Annotated in this window: 11 protein-coding genes; 8 read left to right on the top strand and 3 right to left on the bottom strand. The window is 42.3% G+C overall.

From position 1 onward, the window contains the following. Window positions 1-1950: a glycoside hydrolase family 97 protein gene (locus tag RYH73_RS02110; RefSeq protein WP_335311604.1), complete on the top strand. Its 1950-nt coding sequence runs from the start codon at window positions 1-3 to the stop codon at window positions 1948-1950. 32 nt (window positions 1951-1982) lie between these two features. Here RYH73_RS02110 and RYH73_RS02105 read toward each other — a convergent pair whose 3' ends face one another. Next, window positions 1983-3677 (bottom strand): GMC family oxidoreductase, encoded by a 1695-nt coding sequence (locus RYH73_RS02105; protein ID WP_335311603.1) that lies wholly within the window; start codon window positions 3675-3677, stop codon window positions 1983-1985. A 1008-nt stretch (window positions 3678-4685) separates the two neighbouring features. Between RYH73_RS02105 and RYH73_RS02100 the strand changes: the two genes are divergently transcribed. From RYH73_RS02100 to RYH73_RS02090, 3 genes are read left to right on the top strand one after another with little or no spacing between them, the layout of a single operon-like run. Next, on the top strand, window positions 4686-6470 hold the full coding sequence (locus RYH73_RS02100) for a DUF885 family protein (RefSeq protein WP_335311602.1): 1785 nt from the start codon (window positions 4686-4688) through the stop codon (window positions 6468-6470). Further along, window positions 6457-7923 (top strand): APC family permease, encoded by a 1467-nt coding sequence (locus RYH73_RS02095; RefSeq protein ID WP_335311601.1) that lies wholly within the window; start codon window positions 6457-6459, stop codon window positions 7921-7923. Before RYH73_RS02100 ends, RYH73_RS02095 begins: the two co-directional genes overlap by 14 nt. Before the next feature lie 50 nt (window positions 7924-7973). Continuing rightward, entirely contained in the window at window positions 7974-10223 is a 2250-nt protein-coding gene (locus tag RYH73_RS02090) for a S9 family peptidase (protein ID WP_335311600.1), read from the top strand. A 34-nt stretch (window positions 10224-10257) separates the two neighbouring features. On the opposite strand, the gene RYH73_RS02085 is transcribed toward RYH73_RS02090, so the two are convergent. Continuing rightward, window positions 10258-10773, bottom strand: a complete 516-nt coding sequence (locus tag RYH73_RS02085; protein WP_335311599.1) for a GNAT family N-acetyltransferase — start codon at window positions 10771-10773, stop codon at window positions 10258-10260. Window positions 10774-11689: 916 nt separating this feature from the next. Between RYH73_RS02085 and RYH73_RS02080 the strand changes: the two genes are divergently transcribed. The 4 genes from RYH73_RS02080 to RYH73_RS02065 all read left to right on the top strand — a co-directional run bounded on the left by RYH73_RS02080 (window position 11690) and on the right by RYH73_RS02065 (window position 21309). Next, window positions 11690-14452: a DUF5695 domain-containing protein gene (locus RYH73_RS02080; RefSeq protein WP_335311598.1), complete on the top strand. Its 2763-nt coding sequence runs from the start codon at window positions 11690-11692 to the stop codon at window positions 14450-14452. 556 nt (window positions 14453-15008) lie between these two features. Continuing rightward, a complete protein-coding gene (locus RYH73_RS02075; RefSeq protein WP_335311597.1) occupies window positions 15009-18227 on the top strand; it encodes a SusC/RagA family TonB-linked outer membrane protein in 3219 nt (1072 codons plus the stop codon). A 20-nt stretch (window positions 18228-18247) separates the two neighbouring features. Further along, a complete protein-coding gene (locus RYH73_RS02070) occupies window positions 18248-19699 on the top strand; it encodes a RagB/SusD family nutrient uptake outer membrane protein (protein WP_335311596.1) in 1452 nt (483 codons plus the stop codon). A 122-nt stretch (window positions 19700-19821) separates the two neighbouring features. Continuing rightward, window positions 19822-21309, top strand: a complete 1488-nt coding sequence (locus tag RYH73_RS02065) for a peptide MFS transporter (protein WP_335311595.1) — start codon at window positions 19822-19824, stop codon at window positions 21307-21309. A 17-nt stretch (window positions 21310-21326) separates the two neighbouring features. On the opposite strand, the gene RYH73_RS02060 is transcribed toward RYH73_RS02065, so the two are convergent. Further along, the gene (locus RYH73_RS02060) at window positions 21327-23750 is read right to left on the bottom strand and encodes a TonB-dependent receptor (protein ID WP_335311594.1); all 2424 of its coding nucleotides are present in this window, start codon (window positions 23748-23750) and stop codon (window positions 21327-21329) included. Between the last annotated feature and the right edge of the window lies 1 nt (window position 23751).

Raw genomic sequence — 23751 nt, 5'->3', positions numbered from 1 at the left:
ATGGTACTATTTCAGCAAAAATGGGATCGGCTCCGGTACGGTGCACTATTTCTTTGTTGTTTAGTTTTCGCGGCTTGCCGATCTGGCTCACAATCGGTATTGAAGAGCCCTGATGGGAAAATTGTGCTGACCTATAAACTGGATGAAAGAGGACGACTATGGTATCAGCTTCGCAAAAATGACACGCTTGTCTTGGACTCATCCCGATTGGGCGCTTTACTCAGCCAAACCAGTTTCGAGGACAAGTTACAAGTACTATCCGATTCCGTATATGAGGGCATTAACGATGACTATGTAATGCACAATGCAAAGAGAAAACAAAATCACTATGCAGCAAATGGTCTGGTTTTGGGGTTACAAAATGAAGAAGGTCAACATTGTCGCATCATATTTCAATTAGCCAATGATGGCTTAGCTTTCCGTTACTATTTTCCTGACATAAAAACACACACCAAGGTTGAAAAAGAATTGACAACTTATCACTTACCAACAGGGTCAAAGGCTTGGTTACAACCTATGGCCGTTGCTAAAACCGGTTGGGAGCATACGAATCCTTCTTATGAGGAACATTATGAGCAGGAAATACCCGTTGGGACGCCAGAGAAAACAGGAGCGGGCTGGATATATCCTTCGTTGTTTAAAAGCGGCAATAACTGGTTACTTATTACAGAAGCGGCTTTGGATAGTCAGTATTGTGCAAGCCGTTTGGCAGCGCAGTCACCCAACGGAATTTATCACATCACTTTTCCCGATTCAAGAGAAGAAATCGTGAGCGATGGTATTTTACCTCGTTCAGATAAAGCGTTCTATTCTCCATGGAGGATTGTTACCGTTGGCAATTTGGCAACCATAATTGAATCTACCTTAGGGACCGACCTTGCTCCGCCCGCGATGAATACCGATTCCTCCTTCATTAAACCCGGAAAGGCCTCGTGGAGCTGGATTAATTCCAAGGACGATTTTATTACCTATGATGAACAAAAGCGGTATATTGATTTTGCGGCAAGTATGAAATGGCAATATTGCCTGATCGATGTGAATTGGGATACAAAAATTGGTTACGAAAAAATCGCTGAATTATCTGCGTATGCCAGTCGGAAAGGCGTTGGACTAATTTTATGGTATAATTCTGCCGGGGACTGGAACACGGTAAAATATACACCCAAAGATAAATTACTAAGCCACACCGGTAGGCAACAGGAGTTTAAGCGTTTAAAGGAAATGGGCATTAAAGGAATCAAGGTCGATTTCTTCGGCGGAGACGGTCAATCGGTTATTCGTTATTATCAAGAAATCTTAGAAGATGCCGCCAGTTACCAATTATTGGTAAACTTTCATGGCGCTACCTTGCCAAGAGGTTGGGCGAGGACGTACCCGCACCTGATGACGGCAGAAGCGGTTCGAGGCTTTGAAATGGTTACATTTGGTCAGGCAGATGCCGACAAAGAAGCTACGCACGCCACCATGCTTCCTTTTACACGCAATGCATTCGATCCGATGGATTTTACGCCGATGAATCTTTATAAAATTCAAAGCAGTGTACAACGGAAAACAAGTAGTGCGTTTGAATTGGCCACAAGTGTACTCTTTCTTTCAGGCATACAACATTATGCAGAGTCTCCTGAAGGCATGGAGAAAGTATCGGATGATGTTCGAGATTTTTTACGTTCATTACCGAATAGTTGGGATGATGTAAAGTTTATAGATGGTTATCCAGGTAAGTATGTGGTCATCGCACGCAAATCGGGTGAAAATTGGTATGTCGCGGCTATTAATGGAGAAGAAAAGCCGAGAGATCTTAAGCTTGATTTATCTTTTATTCATAGCAAGGACGGAGAGATGTTTGTTGATGGCAAGGGTTCGACATTGATTACCCACCATCCGGTGAAAGCAACAAACGAAGTTTTAATGCCTATGGAGTCATACGGAGGCTTTGTAATGAAGTTCTAGCTTTTAGATTGTTCTTGAAGGAGGGCGACCTGTTATAGGTTGCCCTTTCTTATTTCATCTGCTGCATAATTTGCCGCTCGTGCTGTCAATGCCATAAAGGTAAGGGAAGGGTTTTGATTGCCCGTTGAGGTCATGCATGCACCGTCTGTCACAAATACATTCTTACAATGATGTAGTTGATTCCATTTATTTAAAAGCGATGTTTCCGGGTCATGTCCCATACGTACACCCCCCATGTCATGTACCTCAAGTCCGGGATTTCTATAGCCGATTGCATGTTGATCAACTGTGACAAGGTCTTTACAACCAGCCATTTCAAGCATTTTTGTGCCTTCCTGAAAAAAATCCTGAAGTTGCTTATCATCGTTTTCCGTATAGGCGATAGAAGTAATCAGTAGGGGGACACCCCATTGATCCGATTTTTCTTTGCTCAATCGGACATGGTTTTCCTTAATGGGCACAGTCTCTCCCTGCATCATCATAGAAATAGTCCATTTTCCGGCTTCTGTAAGCGCCTCCTTGAAAGAAGCGCCGATACCATCTACCGGTTTGGCCCATCCTTCCCTACTTGCACTAAAAGCGACCATATAACCGCGTAAAAAATCTGTCTCCTGCTTGTATACATTTCTGAAAGAGGGCATAAAAACTTGAGTTGGACGTCGGCCAAAATAATATTGGTCTTCAAATCCTTCTAGAGAAGCCGTTATTCGACCTCGATAATTATGAAAGGCGATGTGTGTCCCCATTAAGCCATTAAGGTTGCCGAGCCCATCAGGGAATTTAGCTGATTTGGAATTTAATAATATCAAGTTACTATTTAAGGTAGCTCCATTTACAAATATAATACGGGCTTTGTAGAAATGCTCTTTTTTTGTGTCGCTCTCAATCGCCTTCACACCAAGGGCCTTTCCTGTTTTTTCGTCATAGATGATCGAATGAACAACGGTATCTGTTTTGATGGTGAGATGACCCGTTTTTTCTGCCCAAGGTAAGGTTGAAGCGTTTGAACTGAAATAGGCCCCAAAGGGACAGCCGCGTTGACATAATGAACGTGCCATACATTTCGTTCTCCCCTGATTGGTGTGTATTGCTTGTGGTGCTGTTACATGCGCGCATCTTCCCATAATAACAGGCCTATCCGGGAAATGGAGATTAATTTTATTTTTAATATGTTTTTCAACCACATTCATTTCAAATGCCGGGAGAACCTCGCTGTCGGGAAGGTTGGGTAGCCCATCGCGATTACCTGAAATACCAACAAACTTTTCCACATGACTATACCAAGGTGCTAGATCCTGGTGGCGAATGGGCCAATCAACCGCAAAACCGTCACGTTTTGGCGCCTCAAATTCATAATCACTCCAACGTTGGGTCTGCCTTGCCCATAAGAGCGACTTACCGCCGACTTGATAACCACGGATCCAATCGAAAGGCTTTTCCTGAATATACGGATGTATAGCATCCTGAATGTAAAAATGTTTGGTTGACTCATCAAACGCATAATGCTTGCTGATGGTTGGATTTTCATCAATCATCGCACGTGTTTTCGTGTTGCCATGTTGAAAATCCCAAGGATCAAGCATCGCAGTGGGGTAATCTTTGACATGCTTTACCATTCTGCCTCGCTCGATAACGAGTGTTTTTAAGCCTCGCTCACATAGCTCTTTTGCTGCCCAGCCACCGCTAATACCAGAACCTATTACAATGGCATCAAATGTATATTCCATCTTTGATCTGCAGGTTAAAATTGTCTTCTCATGCGAGTCGGATGCTCGCATCGTTGAAAATAGAGTTTTAATTTTTTATATGAAACCCTTTTTCGAAAAAAAGAGTTTCAGCTACAAATTTTTTACATGGAATGAACGAAAAGGTGTTTATATTAAAGGAAGGATTATTTTAGTCATATTTTTATTCTCTTTAATTTCATCCTATTGTTTTCTTTTTAATGGTTGATGAGAGCTCGAGTAAATAATAGTTGCCCTGTGTGTCCATTATTATTTACATCTCGGTTTCATCTCACTTTACCTTCGATGCAAAGTGAGGCAAACATCAAGGCTGTCCAGTTCTCGCTAAAAATTCGGTTCCTATCCCTCTGTTCTGCGGAGCCGCCCCTATTCACAATTCCTTCCCTTCGCTTTTTCGCATAACACTTTAGCCCACCCTGCCAACCGAATTTTCTTTACGCTCACCCTGGAAGGCCGTTTTACCCTGCGCTATCACCCAGACGCATAGCCGTTCCGAAGGACGTCAATGGCCTAGTCTGTGGAGGCAGCAACCGGCAGTCAAAGATGCCCCTTCACCATTATTATGCGAAGCAGACGGTAATCAGTGAATCGGCGCACGAAGGGCATGCCATTGCGCAAGAGGGTGGCTCCGATTCACGGATGGGCATCTGACCACGGGTTGCAACGGAATAGACAAGCCGAAGCACCTTGCCCCACTTGGGTGCGTCCAAGTGGGATGTATAAAATAATCCTTCTTTTTTAAAAGCGAAATTCCTGAAGGCTAAGAATGTGAAAGCTAACTACTATATTACATTTCGTTTTAAAATAAGGTAATAAATGGTTAATATTTGATCGGCCATTACCTACCGATAAAATTATATTTGCTCTTGCTAACAATTAACAATAATAAACCTCCATTTTTCTTAGGGCAGCAGTAGGTGATACTCGATTAGCAAGGTGACCAGATGAGGAGGGTACACTAAGTTATAATTTTATAAACAGCAAGAAGAAATGATCAATACAGGCCCGAAGTCCATTATTTCGCTCTCAAAAGCGATACTCGTTTTCTTATTCATTGTACAGATAAAAGAAACAGGTGCACAGTCAAATGATTTCTACAAACAGACAAGCGAAATAGCGCCGACCATTATTCGGTACAATCAAGATGTGCGCACGATATTGGATTTTTATTCACCGCGGGCAACCAATGGGTTTTCCTATCAAGCGGTTTTGAACTCACCCCAACAGCGGGAAAGATTGGATGAGCTCACTATTCAGTACCTAGATGAACTGGCTAAATTTCCATTTAATGATTTACAGGTTAATGGTCAGGTAGACTACCTGCTGTTAAAAAATCAGTTAGAAGGCTATCAGGAAGAATTGAAGGAAGAGCGTGCAAATTATCAAGCCATCAAGTCCTTTATTCCTTTTGCCGATTCGATCTATAGTTTAGAGAAAATGCGGCTACGTGGTGTTTCTGTTGATGGTGAACAGATTGCAAAAGAATTTAACGGATTTGTGAACTATCTAAAAGTTCAGCTGGAAGGGCTGCCTAAACAGGCCAAAATTGACATGAAAAAGGCCGATTTTGCAAAGCAGGCTGTCTATGCGCTACAAGCTCGGGTGCAGAACATTTTTAAATTTTATAATGGTTACGATCCGATGTTTACTTGGTGGGTACCGAAAACCTTTGAGGAGTTGGACTCTTTGTTGGGAAAATATGCTGAAGGGCTGTTTGCACTCGGAGAAGTGAGAACGACCCAAAAACCCGATAATAGTGGTATTAAAGGAAACCCTGTAGGTGACGTGACCTTAAACAAATTGCTGCGAAGAGAGTTTATCCCTTATACACCCCAAGAGCTCATCGATATTGCCAACCAAGAGTTCGCCTGGTGTGATCAAGAGCTGCTGAAAGCGTCGCAGGAAATGGGCTTCGGTTCCGATTGGAAAAAGGCACAAGAACAGGTGAAGAACAGCTATGTTCCTGCAGGCGAACAACCCGCATTGATTATTAAACTCTATAATGACGCAAAATCTTTTATTACAAAGAGAGATTGGATTACCTGGCCCGAATTGGCGGATGAAACGTGGGGAATGATTATGATGACGCCGGAAAGGCAACTGGTAAATCCGTTTTTCACAGGGGGAAGAGAAATTAGCATCTCCTATCCAACACCGGAGATGGCATACGAAGATAAGATGATGAGTATGCGAGGGAATAACCCCTATTTTTCAAGGGGTACTGTTCAGCATGAGCTGATACCGGGACATCACCTGCAATATTTTATGAATAGCCGTTATAAACCTTATAGAAGAGAATTCAGAACACCCTTTTATACAGAAGGCTGGGCCCTCTATTGGGAGCTATTATTGTACGAAAATGGTTTCGCCAAAACTCCCGAGGAGCGTATAGGTATGTTATTCTGGCGGATGCACCGTTGTGCACGTATTATTTTCTCGTTGAACTATCATTTAGGGAAGTGGTCTCCTCAAGAATGCATAGACTTTCTAGTAGATCGTGTTGGCTTTGAGCGCGCAAATGCCGAAGGGGAGGTGCGACGGTCGTTCCAAGGAGGATACCCCCCTCTTTATCAAGCAGCTTATTTGCTTGGAGGAATCCAGATTATGGGACTGAAGCATGAACTGGTTGACAGCGGTAAAATGACTATGAAAGCATTTCATGACGCATTTATGAAAGAAAATCAGATGCCTATAGAAATGATGCGGGCGATTCTTACACAGCAAAAATTAGCTAAAGATTTCAAAACAAATTGGAAATTCTATGATTTCAAATAACAATGAGCTGACTGTTACTGCTGTCGCAACAGGGAAAGAAGATACCGATCAAAAGGGGTTCAAACCCGCTTTACGACTCATTGACGCCACCATGCTTGTAGCGGGGAGCATGATTGGTTCCGGCATCTTTATCGTTAGCGCGGATATCACCCGTCAAACGGGAAGCGCAGGTTGGTTAATGTTTGTTTGGTTTATTACCGGTTTTATGACGCTGACTGCTGCTTTGAGTTATGGCGAACTTAGTTCGATGTTCCCAAAAGCCGGTGGACAATATATCTATTTGAAAGAGGCCTATAATCCCTTAATTAGCTTCTTATATGGCTGGAGCTTTTTTACTGTAATTCAAACAGCCACTATTGCTGCTGTTGGTGTAGCGTTTGCAAAGTTTACAGCCTATCTCTTACCTCAATTTAGTGAGGATTTAATGATAGCAGATTTAGGTATTATTCAGTTATCGCCCGCTCAACTACTTAGCATTGTAGTTATTTTGGTGTTGACCTATATCAATACCCGTGGCGTGAGTAATGCCAAATGGGTGCAAACGATCATTACCTTAGCGAAGATATTGTCATTAGCTCTCCTAATTATTTTTGGATTATTTGCACTTAAATCAGACGTATGGCAAGCAAATTGGTTAAGCGGTTCATCTTGGAATTTGCAGCGATTAAATGTAGATGGTTCGGTGGAAACCTATACCAGTATGGCCGCTTTTGGTGCTATAGCTGCTGCTATGGTAGGATCTATCTTTAGTAGTGATTCTTGGCATAGCGTTGCTTTTATTGCAGGCGAAGTTAAAAACCCACAACGAAATGTTGGTCTTAGTTTAGCACTTGGAACGATACTGGTCACCCTCTTATATATGCTTACCAATTTAATGTATACGGGTGTTTTGAGCCTTCCTGAGATGGCTGCTTCCGAAAAAGATCGTGTTGCTGTGACCGCATCTCATATTATTTTTGGTAATGCAGGGACGATTATCATTGCGTTAATGATCATGGTATCTACTTTTGGATGTAACAATGGTCTTATTATGGCGGGTGCACGCGTTTACTACTCGATGGCCAAAGAAGGGGTTTTTTTTAAGAAGGTGGGTACCCTAAATAAGCAGGCTGTTCCTGAGGTAGCATTGTGGCTACAGGCCATTATTGCATCCTTATGGTGTTTAAGTGGTCGCTATGGCGATCTTCTGGACATGATCTCCTTTGTGGTGGTGCTATTCTATATGCTAACCATTATAGGAATATTTGTTTTGCGGAAGAAGCGACCCGAGCAACCGCGCCCCTATAAAGCCTTGGGTTATCCGGTGCTACCAATTATTTATATTTTAATGGGCTTAAGTTTTTGCGTGCTTTTGATCATCTACAAACCACAATATACCTGGCCCGGCTTGATCATCACTTTAGCAGGAATTCCGGTTTATTATCTGATAGCAAAAAGACAAATCAAGGAATAGGATGCTGGGTTCGCCGGTGCATACAAATTGGGACTTATAACTCATAAGAAATGAACAAAAATATATTAGGCCTGGTTATGATCGGAATAGCCATGCTTACAGTGCAATCCGTTTTCGGACAAGGAACTAAAGAGGATTATGATCGAGCAAATAATCTACGACAACTAATTAAAGGCAAAGCTTTGGGATTGACCTCGAATATCGTGTGGATTGACTCGGCCTCTACGGTTTTTTATAGTTCAACTACTGCTACCGGTAAACAGTTTATAATAGCTAATAGCAAACAGCACATAAAGAAGCCGGCTTTCGATCATCAAAATGTGGCCGATCAGTTATCGGTGTTAAGCGGTGTGCATGCGAAGGCAGCGGATTTACCGCTTACTGAGCTGGCTTATTCCATGGAACGGAAGCGACTAACTTTTGTGGCTTATGAAAAAGGATGGGAACTGGATTTTTCAACTGAAAAAGTCGAAGAAAATAAAGCGCTCACCGAACGCTTGAAGAAGGGAAAAAATTATTGGGGGTCCAGAACCAAAGATGTACAAGATAGAAAGACCTTTTCGCCTGACAGCCAATGGATAGCCTATATAAAAAACTATAATGTGTATATCCAACGGAGGAAAGGTGACGATAAGGAAGTTCAGTTGAGCTTCGATGGTTCCGCCGGGGAATACTACGATGCTTGGATGTCGTGGTCACCTGATAGCAAAAAGCTTGTGGCTGCTAAAGTTAGGAAGAATGAAGATCATACACTTTATTTAATCGAATCATCACCTGAAGAGCAACTACAACCTAAGTTACAAACGCGCGATTATCTTAAACCGGGAGATGCCTTACCCCAGCGCACACCAGCTTTATTTTTAGTAGAAGAGCAGAAAGTGATTGCTATGCCTGCTGCGTTGATCGAAAATCAGTACGATTTGTCTTTCCCAACCTGGCATAAGGATAGCCGTTCCTTTACCGTTGAATATAACCAACGAGGACATCAGCGTTATCAAATCATTGAAATGGATGGGCAAACTGGTGTGGCAAAAGTTTTGGTGGACGAGCGGAGCAAAACTTTTATTGATTATAGCGGAAAAAAATATCGCTATGATGTAGCAGATGGAAAAGAAATTATTTGGGCTTCTGAACGCGATGGTTGGAATCATCTGTACCTCTATGATGGTTTATCCGGAAAGGTAAAAAATCAAATTACAAAGGGGGAGTGGGTGGTTCGGAAAGTCGTTCATGTAGATGAAAAAGCGCGACAAATCATTTTTGCCGCTAGTGGTCGGGAAAAAGGACAAGATCCCTATCTTATTCAGTACTGTCGCATTAACTTTGACGGAACGGGAATGGCAGTTTTAACAAGAGAAAACGCAAACCATGAAGGGACGTTCTCCCCTAATCATGGGCTCTTTGTTGATCAATATTCACGCGTAGATTTGCCACCTAAAGCCTGCATACGAGACGCACTTACCGGTAAAATACTGATGGATTTGGAAGAGGCCAATATACAGCCTTTATCGGTTACGGGATGGAAAATGCCCGAAGTTTTTACAGCCAAAGGCCGAGATGGCATCACAGACATATGGGGCATCATTGTACGCCCAACCAATTTTGACCTCACTAGACAGTATCCTGTGATCGAGTATATTTACGCCGGCCCTCACAGTTCCTTTGTTCCAAAAAACTTTCAAACCCTTGTCCCATATGGCGCGCAGGAACTAGCTGAACTTGGTTTTATCGTAGTACAGATGGACGGAATGGGTACCTCCAATCGATCCAAGGCATTTCATGATGTTTGCTGGAAAAATTTAAAGGACGCAGGATTTCCCGACCGTATTGCATGGATGAAAGCAGCAGCTGAAAAATATCCGTATATGGATTTAAACCGGGTAGGCATTTACGGTACCTCAGCAGGCGGGCAAAGCTCAGCAGGGGCCTTGCTTTTTCATCCTGATTTTTATAAGGTAGCCGTGTCTTCTTGCGGTTGTCATGATAACCGAATGGATAAGATGTGGTGGAACGAACAGTGGATGGGTTACCCCATTGGCCCGCATTATACCGAATCATCCAATGTCGAAAATGCCTATCGCCTTCAAGGTAAATTGATGCTTATAGTAGGCGAATTAGATGATAATGTGGATCCCTCTTCTACTCTTCAGGTAGTAAATGCCTTAATTAAAGCGAACAAGAATTTTGATTTTTTAATGGTGCCCGGTATGGGACATTCTTCAGGTGGCGATTTTGGAGAACATAAAAGAAGAGATTATTTTGTAAAGCATTTGCTTGGAATAGAACCACCAGCATGGTAAGACAATTTGGTGACGAGTATGAGGATGAAGCCTCTCACTGCTTTTTCAATTCATATACGAAGTTTAGCTTCGGTTGCTCTCCAAAATAAGCTACTTCTTGCTCGGCGATTTTCGTAGCGCCGAGCCTGCTGACTGCTATCTGCGAACGAAGATTGCCTGCGCCAACCTGAAAGTATACCCGATCCACAAATTGAAAGGCATACGCTAGCATCAATTTTTTCACTGCAGGATTTAAGCCTGTACCCCAAAATTGGATAGCAAAGAAAGTATAACCGATCTGAATGCTATTATCTTCTTCGTTATAGGAATAAAAACGCGTGCTGCCTGCTACGAGGCCTGTTTCCTTATCTATTATTTTAAAGGCCCCCTTACTTTGTATAGCGCCTTCAAAAAATGTTCGGAAAATCGTTTCTTGCCACCTGTCTTTATTGGGATGTTGTTCCCATACCCTTTTATCTGACGCAATGGCATATAAATCATCGAAATCGGCTTCTACTAAAGGAACTAACAATGCGCGTTCATTTTCTAAGGGAGTTTGTATTGAAAACATGATGCTAATTTTGTGTGAAGGTATACACTTATGATTTTGTTTATGTAGTCCAATTTTTAGAAATCAAATAGTCCAGTGATCGATGCCAAAACAGGCTAAAAGTAGGGCAGGGATTACCTTCGGTGAACTCCCGTTGGTCGGTTTCGTTTTAATATGCAGATGAAGGTGTTTATATTAAAGGAAGGATTATTTTATACATCCCACTTGGACGCACCCAAGTGGGGCAAGGTGCTTCGGCTTGTCTATTCCGTTGCAACCCGTGGTCAGATGCCCATCCGTGAATCGGAGCCACCCTCTTGCGCAATGGCATGCCCTTCGTTCGCCGATTCACTGATTACCGTCTGCTTCGCATAATAATGGTGAAGGGGCATATTTGACTGCCGGTTGCTGCCTCCACAGACTAGGCCATTGACGTCCTTCGGAACGGCTATGCGTCTGGGTGATAGCGCAGGGTAAAACGGCCTTCCAGGGTGAGCGTAAAGAAAATTCGGTTAGTAGGGCGGGCTAAAGTGTTATGCGAAAAAGCGAAGGGAAGGAATTGTGAATAGGGGCGGCTCCGCAGAACAGAGGGATAGGAACCGAATTTTTAGCGAGAACTGGACAGCCTTGATGTTTGCCTCACTTTGCATCGATGGTAAAGTGAGATGAAACCGAGATGTAAATAATAATGGACACACAGGGCAACTATTATTTACTCGAGCTCTCATCAACCATTAAAAAGAAAACAATAGGATGAAATTAAAGAGAATAAAAATATGACTAAAATAATCCTTCCTTTTTTAAAGACGAAATCCCTGCTTGAACTACTGAGAAACGTTAAAATAAGCTTACTTTAGGTCAATATTCGGTTTCAATTGAATAAGTGTCTTGTTTACATTTGTATATTGAAGCAATTTTTACATAAGCTAAGATATACATGAACAGAGAGATGCATATACCAACGGTTGGCATTGGCAAAAGGCCTACATGGAGTCTTTTATTGATACCATTTTGTATATTATTGACTTCCATTTGTTATGCACAAGATCCTTGGAAAGTACTTGCTCAGCGGCCAGAAACTTTAGGGCTCGCCAGCGGGAAGGAGACCTATCGCACCCAATCATTTAATCTTGTGCTCGTTAAGGAATCACAGACGGTTGCGGCCTTGCAACCACTGAACGATTTAGCATTTGACTTCACGCCCGGTGATCGATTGGATTTGCGTAAGGCCGATGGACTTTATCAGTTAGGTGATATTAATTTGCGTTTAAGGCAGGTCGGATCCGTGGAATGGAAAGATTATTCGTCAGCAAAGCATCGGAGCACGGTACAGGCTTTGCCTCAAGCGGGGAAAGTATTAGCGGCGGCTGATTTAAGTTCTACTTTAGGGAATGACGCTCCGATAAAGGTTAAGCGTTATTGGGAACAGGTAGATGGAAAGCTGATTCTTCGGTTTGAACTTACTAACAACACGGAGCAAGGTGTTGAGATAGGTGCTCTCGGAATTCCCATGATCTTTAATAATATCTTGCACGAGCGAAGTTTGGATGAGGCGCATGCAAAAAACGTTTTTTTTGATCCTTATATAGGCATGGATGCAGGGTATTTACAAGTGGCGCGTTTGAGCGGGACTGGAGAAGCGCTGTTGGTACTTCCCTACGGCAAAACACCGTTTGAAGCATACAGACCACTGCTGGATGATCCAACACCAAGGGGTATTACTTTTGAAGGTTTTCACGAATGGATGGTGCATAGTAAAGCTTATGCAGAAAAGGAATGGAAGGGTGTTAGCCAGTGGAATGAACCGAGTGCCGTCGTGTTAAAGCCGAAAGAACAGATAAGCTACGGATTGCAGTTCATATTAGCCGATCATGTTACGCAGCTTGAAAAAGCTTTGAAGGCGAATAACAGGCCGGTCGCAGTTGGAATCCCCGGCTATGTGCTGCCTCAAGATGTAGAAGGAAAGCTTTTTATTGATTATGCGTCGAAGGTGAAATCGATCGATATTTATCCGAAGAACGCCTTATCTATAATGAAGGATAAGCGTATTAAAGAGAATTTGCAATCGTATCAGGTTACAGGAAGGAAGTGGGGTAGGGCAACTGTAAAAGTTCATTATGCAGATGGTAAAACGCAGACCATTCATTATAAAGTAATCCGACCCGAATCTCAAATCATGGATTCTATCGGCCACTTTTTGACCACCAAACAGTGGTTTGATCAAGCGAATGATCCCTTTGGGCGGAATCCTTCCGTTATCTCTTATGATTACGAAGAACAAAAGCAAGTTACACAAGATCGCCGCGCTTGGGTAGCTGGATTAAGTGACGAAGGAGGCGCAGGAAGTTGGTTAGAGGCGATGATGAAGCAATTCGTGCAGCCTAATAAGGAAGAACTACAGAAGTTACAAGTTTTTGCGCATGAAACGCTGTGGGGAAATATTCAGCATAGCGAAGGGCCTCAAAAGTATGGCGTTAAAAAAAGTGTGTTTTATTATGAGCCGGACTCCATGCCGGCAGGTACTTACGATTCGAATATTAATTATAAAGTTTGGTCGGCCTGGAATAAAAAAGGGGCGGATGATGTTGGACGATCCTATAATTATCCGCACGTAGCGGCAGCTCATTGGGTATTATACCGATTGTCCCGTTATCATCAAGGCTTGGTAGATCAAGAAAATTGGCAATGGTATTTAGAGAAGGCTTTTCACACCAGCATGGCCATGGTAAAACAGGCGCCTTATTATGCGCAGTTTGGTCAAATGGAAGGAAGCATATTTTTGCTCATATTGCAAGACTTGAAGAATGAAAACCGATTGGTTGAAGCGCAGGAATTGGAAGCAGCGATGAAAGCAAGAGCAGATCATTGGCGCACCCTTAATTATCCATTTGGGAGCGAAATGCCTTGGGATTCCACCGGGCAAGAAGAAGTATATATGTGGTCCGATTATTTTGGCTATCACGATAAGGCGGCCGTAACACTAAGCGCTATCATGGCCTATATGCCTACCATGCCACATTGGGCCTATAATGGTAATGCGCGCCGCTACTGGGATTTTCTTTATGGGGGTAAAATCGCACGGATTGAGCGGCAGATTCATCACTATGGTTCGGCATTGAATGCGATTCCGGTTTTGAAGGCTTACCGTGATCAACCCGAAAATCTTCATTTATTGCGTGTCGGATATGGAGGTCTAATGGGTTCGATCGCTAATATTACCGAGGACGGCTTCGGTCCTTCCGCTTTTCACTCTTACCCTTCTACCTTGGCAAACGATGCCCTGTCAGGAGATTACGGTAGCGGTTTCTTTGGTTATGCGATCAATACGTCGAGCTACTTAGTGCATCATGAAGATTTTGGATGGTTAGGTTTTGGTGGTAACACGAGAGAAGAAAAGGATTGGGTTGTGTTCAAGCCAACTACCGCTGCAAAATCGAAAATATTTATCGCATCGGCCAAGCTCTGGCTAAGCCTTGATGCAGGCCAATTCAGTGAAGTTGCGTACAATGTAAATACAAAAGCTATACGCATTAAGCTTGCTGCTAAAAATGCTTTTACCCCAGAGGCCTTTTTGCGATTGAACCAAGATAGTAAAGCAACAAGCTATTCCCTGGATAAAAAGCAGGATATCGAAAGGGGCGCTTACCGAGTGCCGTTGCATAGTCAAGAAACTATATTAACATTGATCTGTAATAATTAGGGAGCATATTAACGTAATCTATGGTAGGGGCCGCTTCGAAAGAAGGGGTTCCCTTTTTTCGTTCATATTCGATGATAGATTGTTAAGATATGCTCAACTTTAAATAAGCGCCTTATGTACATTTGTGTGGAAGGCTAGTACGGAGTTCAATATTAACCAGTTGTAACGGCCATTTTTAAAAATATCAACGAGCATCAAGCTTAGTAATGCAAGGATAAAGCATAAGACTAAAAGACTTTGTTTCATGTGTGTTTGACCGTCCGCCGTGAGGCGGATGGTCTTTCTGATTTTAAGGATACCTGCTACGCACAGCCATTTATTTCCTAAAACTTCCTAAATATTAGCCACATGTAACAAATTGGTTAAATTTTAAAGCGTACTTGTTAAAATCCGGAGAGTGTGAATTCCCGTTTCCCTCTACATTTGAAATATAAATGTTTAAATGACATTTATATACTAACGCTACCAATTATTTATTTATCAGAACCGAGGAAATCACGACGAAATCTAGCTTTTGTGTAATCCACACGATGTATTAATTAAAATTAAAATTTGTATGCAAGCAAACTACCAAACCAACAAGAAATGTCTTAGTTGGACATTTTTAATGCTGTTGTTACTTTCCATAATGCGTGCGGAGGCGCAGGAACAAGTAACCGGACGTGTAAAAGATTCGAGAGGGCTTCCGTTGCCTGACGTGAGCATTGTGCAAGAAGGAGAAGGAATAGGTACTAAAACAGATGAATCCGGGAAATTTATACTTCAGCTACCTAAGCTTGGTGTTAAGTTGATCTTCCGATCGATTGGGTATAAAAATTATGAATTGTCCGTTACAAGTGCTGATGATATGGACGTGGTTATGGAAGATGATATTGCCGGTTTAGATGAGGTTATGGTTACCGCCTACGGAACGAGCAAAAAATCATCCTTCACCGGGTCTGCTACCGTCATTGATGCGAAACAACTTGAAAACGTCAACACTTCCAATGTTGCGCAGGGCCTACAGGGTCTTTCCGCCGGGGTTCAAGTAACGAATAGCTCCGGACGACCTGGAGCGAATCCGACGATTACGATTCGGGGTATTGGATCGTTAACAGCCGAAATGGCGCCCCTATATGTAGTGGATGGGGTACCGTCGGATGTTGATTTAAGTGCTTATTCACCATCAGACATTGAATCTATCACGGTCATGAAAGACGCTGCGGCAACCTCTCTTTATGGTTCACGGGCAGCAAACGGTGTGATTATGATTACGACCAAGCGGGGTGCTTCGGGCAAGGCAAAAGTGAATGCACGGGCCGCTTGGACAACCAGTGATTTTGCCGTTAAGTTTCCGGAGCGTGTCTCTCCGGCCAAACAATGGGAACTGGCATGGGAAGGCTTGTACAACGATGCGCGAGATTTTGATGGAAAATCCGATGAAGAAGCGCGAGCGTACGCGAGTAACCGGGTGCCTTCTGTATTTTGGAATACGACACCCCTCTATGATGCGAATGGTAACCTGTTAAGGAATTATCGTTCGGGTTGGAACATGGATTATCCTGTTGGTTTGGACGGGAAAATAAAATCGGAAGCACAACGTTTATGGGATTTTGATCTGTTCGATGAAGCCTTCAATTATCGATTAAAGCAAGATTACGGAGTAGATTTTAGCGGAGCAATGGGCGAAAACAATACGTATTATGCCTCCTTTTCCTACCTAAATGATAAGGGTGTTCATATCAGCGACGGTTTTAAGCGTTACACCGGAAGAGTGGCCTTGAACTCAAAGATCAACGATTGGTTCAGTATGAGTAACTCCATTATGTTTATGAACAGCGCGGATGTAAACGGTGGCTTTGACGCACGGGTGTTTCGTGTGATGCCAACGGAATATTCCGCTTACTTATGGGACTATGAAACCAATTCATATGCGATAAGTCCTTTTACCGGAAAACCGCAACTAGATGAGGGGGTAGGTAACGGTCGTGCCTGGTGGCCTCGATGGAGCGCCTATGGAGCCTTAACAGAAGCAAAAAACAGCCAAACCGATAATTTACAAACGGTATCTGCTCTTACGTTCCGATTATTAGAGGGGTTAAGCCTGAAAACGACTTATTCTTTTCAATTAATCGATAATTTCTATAGCATGTGGAAAAGTCCCGAACGAGAAAATCAACTGCTTCCTTCAGAGGGGTATGTACAGCGAGACAATTACCGATCCTATTCACATACGGTTAATAATGTATTAACCTACGATAAAACTTTTAATGACTTACACCATATCAATGTGTTGGCCGGACAGGAAATCTATTCCTACACAACCTCTGGTTCTGGGGCAACCCGTTCTGGACTTGCGCTTCCATATTTCAAAGAGCTGGAGTTAGCATCTAATGACCCGACTGTGAGGTCAAGCTATGCCCGTTATGGTCTGGCTAGCTTTTTTGGCAAGGCGGAGTACGACTATAATAACCGGTATTATATATCAGGAAGTTTACGTACCGATGGTTCATCACGTTTTCATCCCGATAATCGTTGGGGTCGATTTTATTCTTTAGGTGCTTCTTGGCGTATCTCTGAAGAATCTTTTATGGAGAACACACAGGATTGGTTGCAAAACCTAAAGCTAAAAGCAAGCTACGGTGAAGTAGGAAATGATCGGGTAAATAACTACTATGCTTATCAAGCTCAATATGCACCTACGAGCTACGTGGGAGCAGTTGGAGTGACACTCGCACGTTTAAGGAATGAGAACATCAAATGGGAAACCAATATTCAGACGAATGTGGGTTTAGAATTTGCCTTATTTAATAGACTTTCTGGAAGTGTTGAGTATTTTACCCGTAAATCGAAGGATTTACTGCTTGACATGCCCTTAGCTCCTTCTTTAGGCATGGATGCGATTTTACGGAATATCGGAGATGTGCAGAACAAAGGATGGGAAGTGGATCTTAATTATGCCGCCGTTCGGACAAAGGATTTCGATTGGAACATCTCGCTTAATGCTACAGGTTATAAAAATGAAATTACCAGTTTACCTAGTAAAGAAACCCAATATAATTTTGGGGTTGCGATCTTTAAATGGAGAGAAGGGGGGTCGCGTTATGATATTTATGCGCCCAGTTTTGCCGGTGTAAACCCCGATAATGGACACAACCAATGGTGGAAATACGAATTTGACGGCAATGGAAATATTATTGGTCAAGTGAAAACAGAAAACTATGATGAAGTGAATGTGGACGCACAGCGAATTAACCAAGGTTCTGTATTGCCGGATGTTTATGGCGCACTAACCAATAATTTCCGGTATAAGGGGTTTGACCTTTCTTTCATGCTTTATTATAGCTTTGGAGGTAAGCTCTACGATTATAATTTCTCCGAAAGCAATGTATTGCGCGAAAATTTTGCAGCCTATGATAATTTAGATCGCCGTTGGCAACAGCCTGGTGATGTAACGGATGTGGCAAAAATCTATACCTACCGTACTTTTGATGCTTTTGCCAATGCCCGTTATAGTGATCAATACATTTTCAATAATGATTTCGTGCGCTTGAAAAACGTGATGTTGGGATATACACTGCCACAATCGTTGGTGTCGAAGTGGGGGCTCTCCGCTTTGAGGATCTATTTCCGGGGAGATAATCTACTCACCTTTGGCAGTGCAAAAAAACGAGGTACTGATCCTGAAAACTTTGGCTATGATAACAATTTGGGAATAATGATGGGGGTCACAGCTGCAAGTTCCGGCGTGCCAACCCTAAGGAGTTATTCCTTAGGGTTAAATGTATCTTTTTAGAGGTGGTAAAATAATAAGAAATGAAAAATATAAAAAAAATAACTCTGGGTATGCTGGCTTTTATGTTACTGCTTACCACCAGTTGTGAAAAATTCTTAACGGAAGAACCGACTGCTAATTTACCGGAAAACCTGGTGCTAAATGACGTAACAGGCTTAAACCTATTATTGCAAGGCACCTATCGCATGATGCGTGATGGGAATAATAATCCTCCTGTATCAAGTCCATCTGGAATTAGGCTGCTATCAACTGTATCAGGCTTCGATATGATGGTTAACCAAGAACAGGTTGGTAATAACTGGTATTTTTACACATATAGCAATCAGCGTTATGATGCTACCAGCTCAATTACATCAATCATGTGGACAAGTCTCTATAAGATAGTCAACAACGCCAATATTATTTTGGAAAATGTGGACAAAGCTATCGGAAGCCAATCTGATAAAAACGCGATTAAAGGGCAAGCCTTGGCTTTACGAGCCCGTTGTTATTTTAATTTGGTTCGTATGTATCAACATACCTACAGCATCGCAAAAGATCAGCCAGGTGTTCCCTTGCAGTTAACATCTGATCTGGAACCGAAACCAAGAGCCACAGTCCAGGAAGTTTACAACCAAGTTGTGGCCGATCTAACTGATGCTGAAACGCTATTGCTTGAATTCAATCGTCCGAGTATTAATTATTACAATATTGATGTTGTCAATTTTCTTTTGGCAGAAGTCTATCTTACGATGGAAGACTGGGTCAATGCGCGAAAATACGCAAATAAAATTCGTGCAAGTTATGAGTTGATGACGATGGGCGAATATAAAGCTGGGTTTTCCAGTCCTAATCGCGAATGGGTATTAGGTTATGAGCAAGGGTCACAAGATTATTGGTGGTACGATTCACCCGCTTGCTGGTTTGATTTTGGACAAAATAATGCACCTTGGCAGGCTGAGCAAATTCTCCCTTCCAATTATTTTGTTGATGTTATCATGAAGGATGATCCCCGTTTACTAGTGATAGCAAATCCATTATATCCGGGAAAGTATGCCGCAACAAAATTTTTAGAATTGCGGGATGAGCCACCATACGGGAATTTATACGATTTTCGGGCGGCCGAAATGTACTTAGTAGAGGCGGAAGCCGCCGCAAGGCAGAATGATGTGCAGACAGCTTTGCAGGTACTAAATATGTTACAGCAACAGCGAGGTGCTGCCCTCACAAATGCATCGAGCCAAGCAGCTTTGATCGATGCGATTTTATTGGAGCGTCGTAAAGAAATGTGGGGAGAAGGCTTAGAATGGTTTGACATTTTGCGTTTGCAATTACCTGTGGAGCGGACAACTGCACAAGGGCATTATCAAAACATACATGTTCCGCAGAATTCCAACAAGCTAATTATGATGATTCCCGAAAAGGAAGTAATTAATAATCCATTGCTCATACAGAATCCCAATCCGGACCAACAGCCCACTTTTGTACCTTAGTTCTTAAAAGCCTGTTTCCATTCATATCTATCAGTTGTCATATCAACAACTGATAGATATTTACCTGTTTCGGATATAATTATTTACATTCGGAAAATTTTTTTGTCAATCAACGTACTGTTATGCCTCGAACAACATTAGCGGAAATCCAAAATTTCGAAGGAAAATATCCAAAACAACTATGGTATCTCTTTACCGTAGAGATGTGGGAACGCTTCTGCTTTTATGGTATGCGGGGGATATTGGCCCTGTTTATGGTGGATCAATTAGCTTTAAATGATCGAGAAGCAAACCTGAAATACGGAGCAATACAAGCATTTGTATACGCTTTCACCTTTATGGGGGGCATCATAGCGGATAAAGTCTTAGGTTTTAATAAATCCCTGATTTTTGGCGCTTTGGTAATGATTGCAGGTAGTACTTTAATTGCTATTTCACCAAATCATTTCTTTTACATAGGAATCTCACTCTCCATTATTGGTACCGGGTTTTTTAAACCGAACATTTCTTCGATGGTTGGCCAGCTATACAAACCCACCGACACACGGAGAGACGCCGGTTTTAGTATGTTTTACGCGGGTATTAATATCGGGTCGTTTTTGGGCGGTATTCTGTGCGTTTATCTTGGAAAATACGTGAGTTGGAGTTCCGCCTTTGCTGCGGCAGGTGGGGTAATGTTGATCGGACTCATTACTTTTCATTTCTCAAAAAAGCAGTTAGGCCCCATTGGTTTATCGCCGCTGTTGCACCAATCAAAAGGAAAGCGTAGACGTAATGAAATACTCGTCTATTTACTAGCCTTACTGGCGATCCCCTGCATCTTGATCATGATTCAAAACACGCAGTATACCGACCTTTTTATGTATACAATCGGTCCGATAGCGCTAATATATTTCTTTTATGAATGGTTCAAACTGTCGGATAAGCGGTTTCGGTACCCTCTGTTAGCGGCACTGATCTTCATTATCGCTTATATTTTCTATATCGCATTCTTTGAGCAAATGGGTGGTTCTTTGAGCTTATTCGCGGCTAATAATTTAAAACATGAGCTCCTTTTCTTCCAAATCGATCCCAACATGATCAATAATTCATCGGGAGCGCTCTTTATTGTACTTTGTAGCTCGCCCTTGGGAATGTTATGGATTTGGATGGCGAAGAAGAAGATCGAGCCCAATACCTTAATTAAGTTTGGCATCGGATTCTTTTTACTGGCTATCGGATTCTATTTGTTTTTCGCAACTCGGTTTTATGCAAATGAACAGGGTAAAACTTCTTTGAATGTTTTTACACTTGCTTGGTTTTTTATCACTTTGAGTGAGCTATGCATAGGTCCAATCGGAATGTCTGTCATCACCAGATTGTCTCCCCAAAAGCTGACGGGTATGATGATGGGACTTTGGTTCCTAGGGAGCGCTTACGGGCAATATGTTGCCGGTTTATTGGGCGCAGATATGTCCGTTACCGACGAAAAGGCCTCTTTATATGATAAGCTACTAGCCTATACGGAAGGGTATAAGCAATTAGCCTTATATGCCGTATGGATAGGTATTGGCTTGATACTGATTAACCCCATCATGAAGCGTATGATGCGCGCTAAATCCGGAGATTAATCAGTTATGTAATCGATCTAAAACTTATAACTAAAGCTGGCAGCGAAGTTGCGGAGCCTCTGTGGGTTAACCGACCAATAACCTATATAATATTCCTTATTGGTGATGTTATTTAGGTTAAAGGATATGCGATAATGTGTTTGGTTATAAAACAGCCCTGCATTGAGTAATACATAACTTGGTAAATCAAATTCGCCCGTTATACTACTATCAATTACCCGATATTTACCGGCATAATTACCTCCGACGCCAACACCGAAATGCTGTAATTTCCCGCTTGTGAACCGATAACTTGCCCATAAATTAGCGAGGTTTTGTGGACCTTGACCTCCAATCGCACGGCCGGGTTCACTATAAAAATCCGCTTCATCACCTGCTATAACCTCGGTTTTATTGTAACTATATCCAGCAATTAGATTGAGCCCCTGCATGGGGTTGGCATTCACTTCAACCTCAAAGCCCTTACTCTGAACTTTACCTCCCTGTAATGAGTTATTTACATTAGCGGGATCCGGCGATACCCGATCTGACACCATAATATTATATACCGATACGGTGGTATTTAATCGTTCATTGAACAAATCGGTTTTTATACCATACTCGAATTGATTGGCCTGCTCAGGTTTAAACGATTTTATCCGTGGATTACTTCCATCTGGATCAGCAACTGAACGAGGGGCTACATTGATAAAAGCGTTCATATAATTGGCAAAAAGGGACACCTTATCCAAAATAGGTTGATAAACTAGGCCAAACTTTGGAGATAATGCTGTCTGGTTAAAATCATCTTCCGGGTCGCTTTTTTCCCCTTTTGAAACGAAATGGTCAACCCGTAAGCTTGCCATTGCCGATAACGCCGGCGTAATGTTCAATACATCGGAAAGATAAGCACTATAGGAACTATTGCTTACATTACTGTTAGCACTTCCTGTACCCGCTAGAATCTGGTCAACAAAAGCACGCGAGAGGTAAACAGGTGGGATCGTGTCAGTGGTACCCGGTTCGATATATTCCACCTCTGCTTGCTGTGGGGTAACTTTTCTTACGGCTGCTGTGCCTGAGCCATTATCAATAACATTCCGGCTAAAGTAGTTTAATCCTACCAATAAGCGATTCCGAAGTTCACCAATGTTGAAGTCGCCGTTAAAGTTTTGCTGAATATTGGTTACACTGGTTGTTTGTCTTTCTTTATGAAAAAATTGGTCAAAATACGAATCACTGATTCCGTCGTCCCAAATATAGGTGTAATAACCATCAGACTTCACAGTCCCTCTTGAAATAGCCGTTTGCGAAGTCCATTGTTCTGATATTTTGTACAGCATTTGGCCCTGTAGATTAAATCGTGGGTTTTTAATGGTCATGTCATTATTGGTAAATGATAGATCATTATTCAAGTTAAGTTCTTTGAGCGATTTAAATGGCAGCGGTCCAGTACGGTCTGAATGAAAAAATACAGGCGGAACGGCACGCTCTTCTTCAAGAATTTCTGCCATCAAATGGAAAGACAGTCGATCGTTTACCTCATAAACCAACGATGGAGCTATGAAAAAGGACTTCTTGAAACCCGCATCTTGGAAGCTGTTTTCATCGTGATAGGCTGTATTGATGCGCAGCGCTATTTTTTCTGTTTTACTTAAAGGTGTATTAATATCTGCCGTCACCCTATTTAGTCCGTAACTTCCCATTTGATAAGTGATCTCACCACCGAATTCATAATATGGTTTCTTGGTGACCGTATTGATCATCCCTCCATAACTATAGAAGCTGCCGCCGAATAAGGTGGCTGAAGGCCCTTTGATCACTTGTATTTCTTCGATATTGATGGGGTCGAGGTTTCCACTTGTTAAGCCCGGTAAACCATTGTACATAATGGGTTGAGAGTCAAACCCCCTTAATGCAAAGTAAGAAGCCCCATCACCCGCTCGCCCTGTTGATTCCCAAGTACGCGTAATGCCCGGCACATTGCGTAAAGCATCGTCAAAGTTGGTAAGCCCTTGTTCTTTCATCGTCTCTGATGATACGATACTATATACTTGCGGGTTTTCCAATTTCTTAAGCGGCATTCGTGCAACATAATTGTCCTTTTTATTTAGATTTTTAGTGGACACAAGCACTTCTTGCAAGGTAGCGGCGTTTTCCGCCAACGAAAAATTTATTGTTAAGGGAACACCTGGTTTTACCTCGATTGTTTTTTCTTGTTTTTCAAGCCCTACAGAAGTTACTTTAAGCGCATAAGACCCAGGAGTAACGCCCTTTATAGAATAATTGCCGAATTTGTCCGTTACGGCTCCGAGCTTAGTACCTTTTACGGTGATACTCACCAACTCAGCAGGTTTTCCGTCCGAAGTACGAATCGTGCCGTTTATACTGGTGACTTGGGCGAAGGCCGAACCGTAAGTCCATAAAAATATAAAGATAAAGAAGGTAAACCTTTGTGGCATG

Source organism: Olivibacter sp. CPCC 100613, assembly GCF_036959255.1.
Lineage (GTDB): Bacteria > Bacteroidota > Bacteroidia > Sphingobacteriales > Sphingobacteriaceae > Olivibacter.
This window is presented reverse-complemented; position numbering and strand designations above follow the sequence as displayed.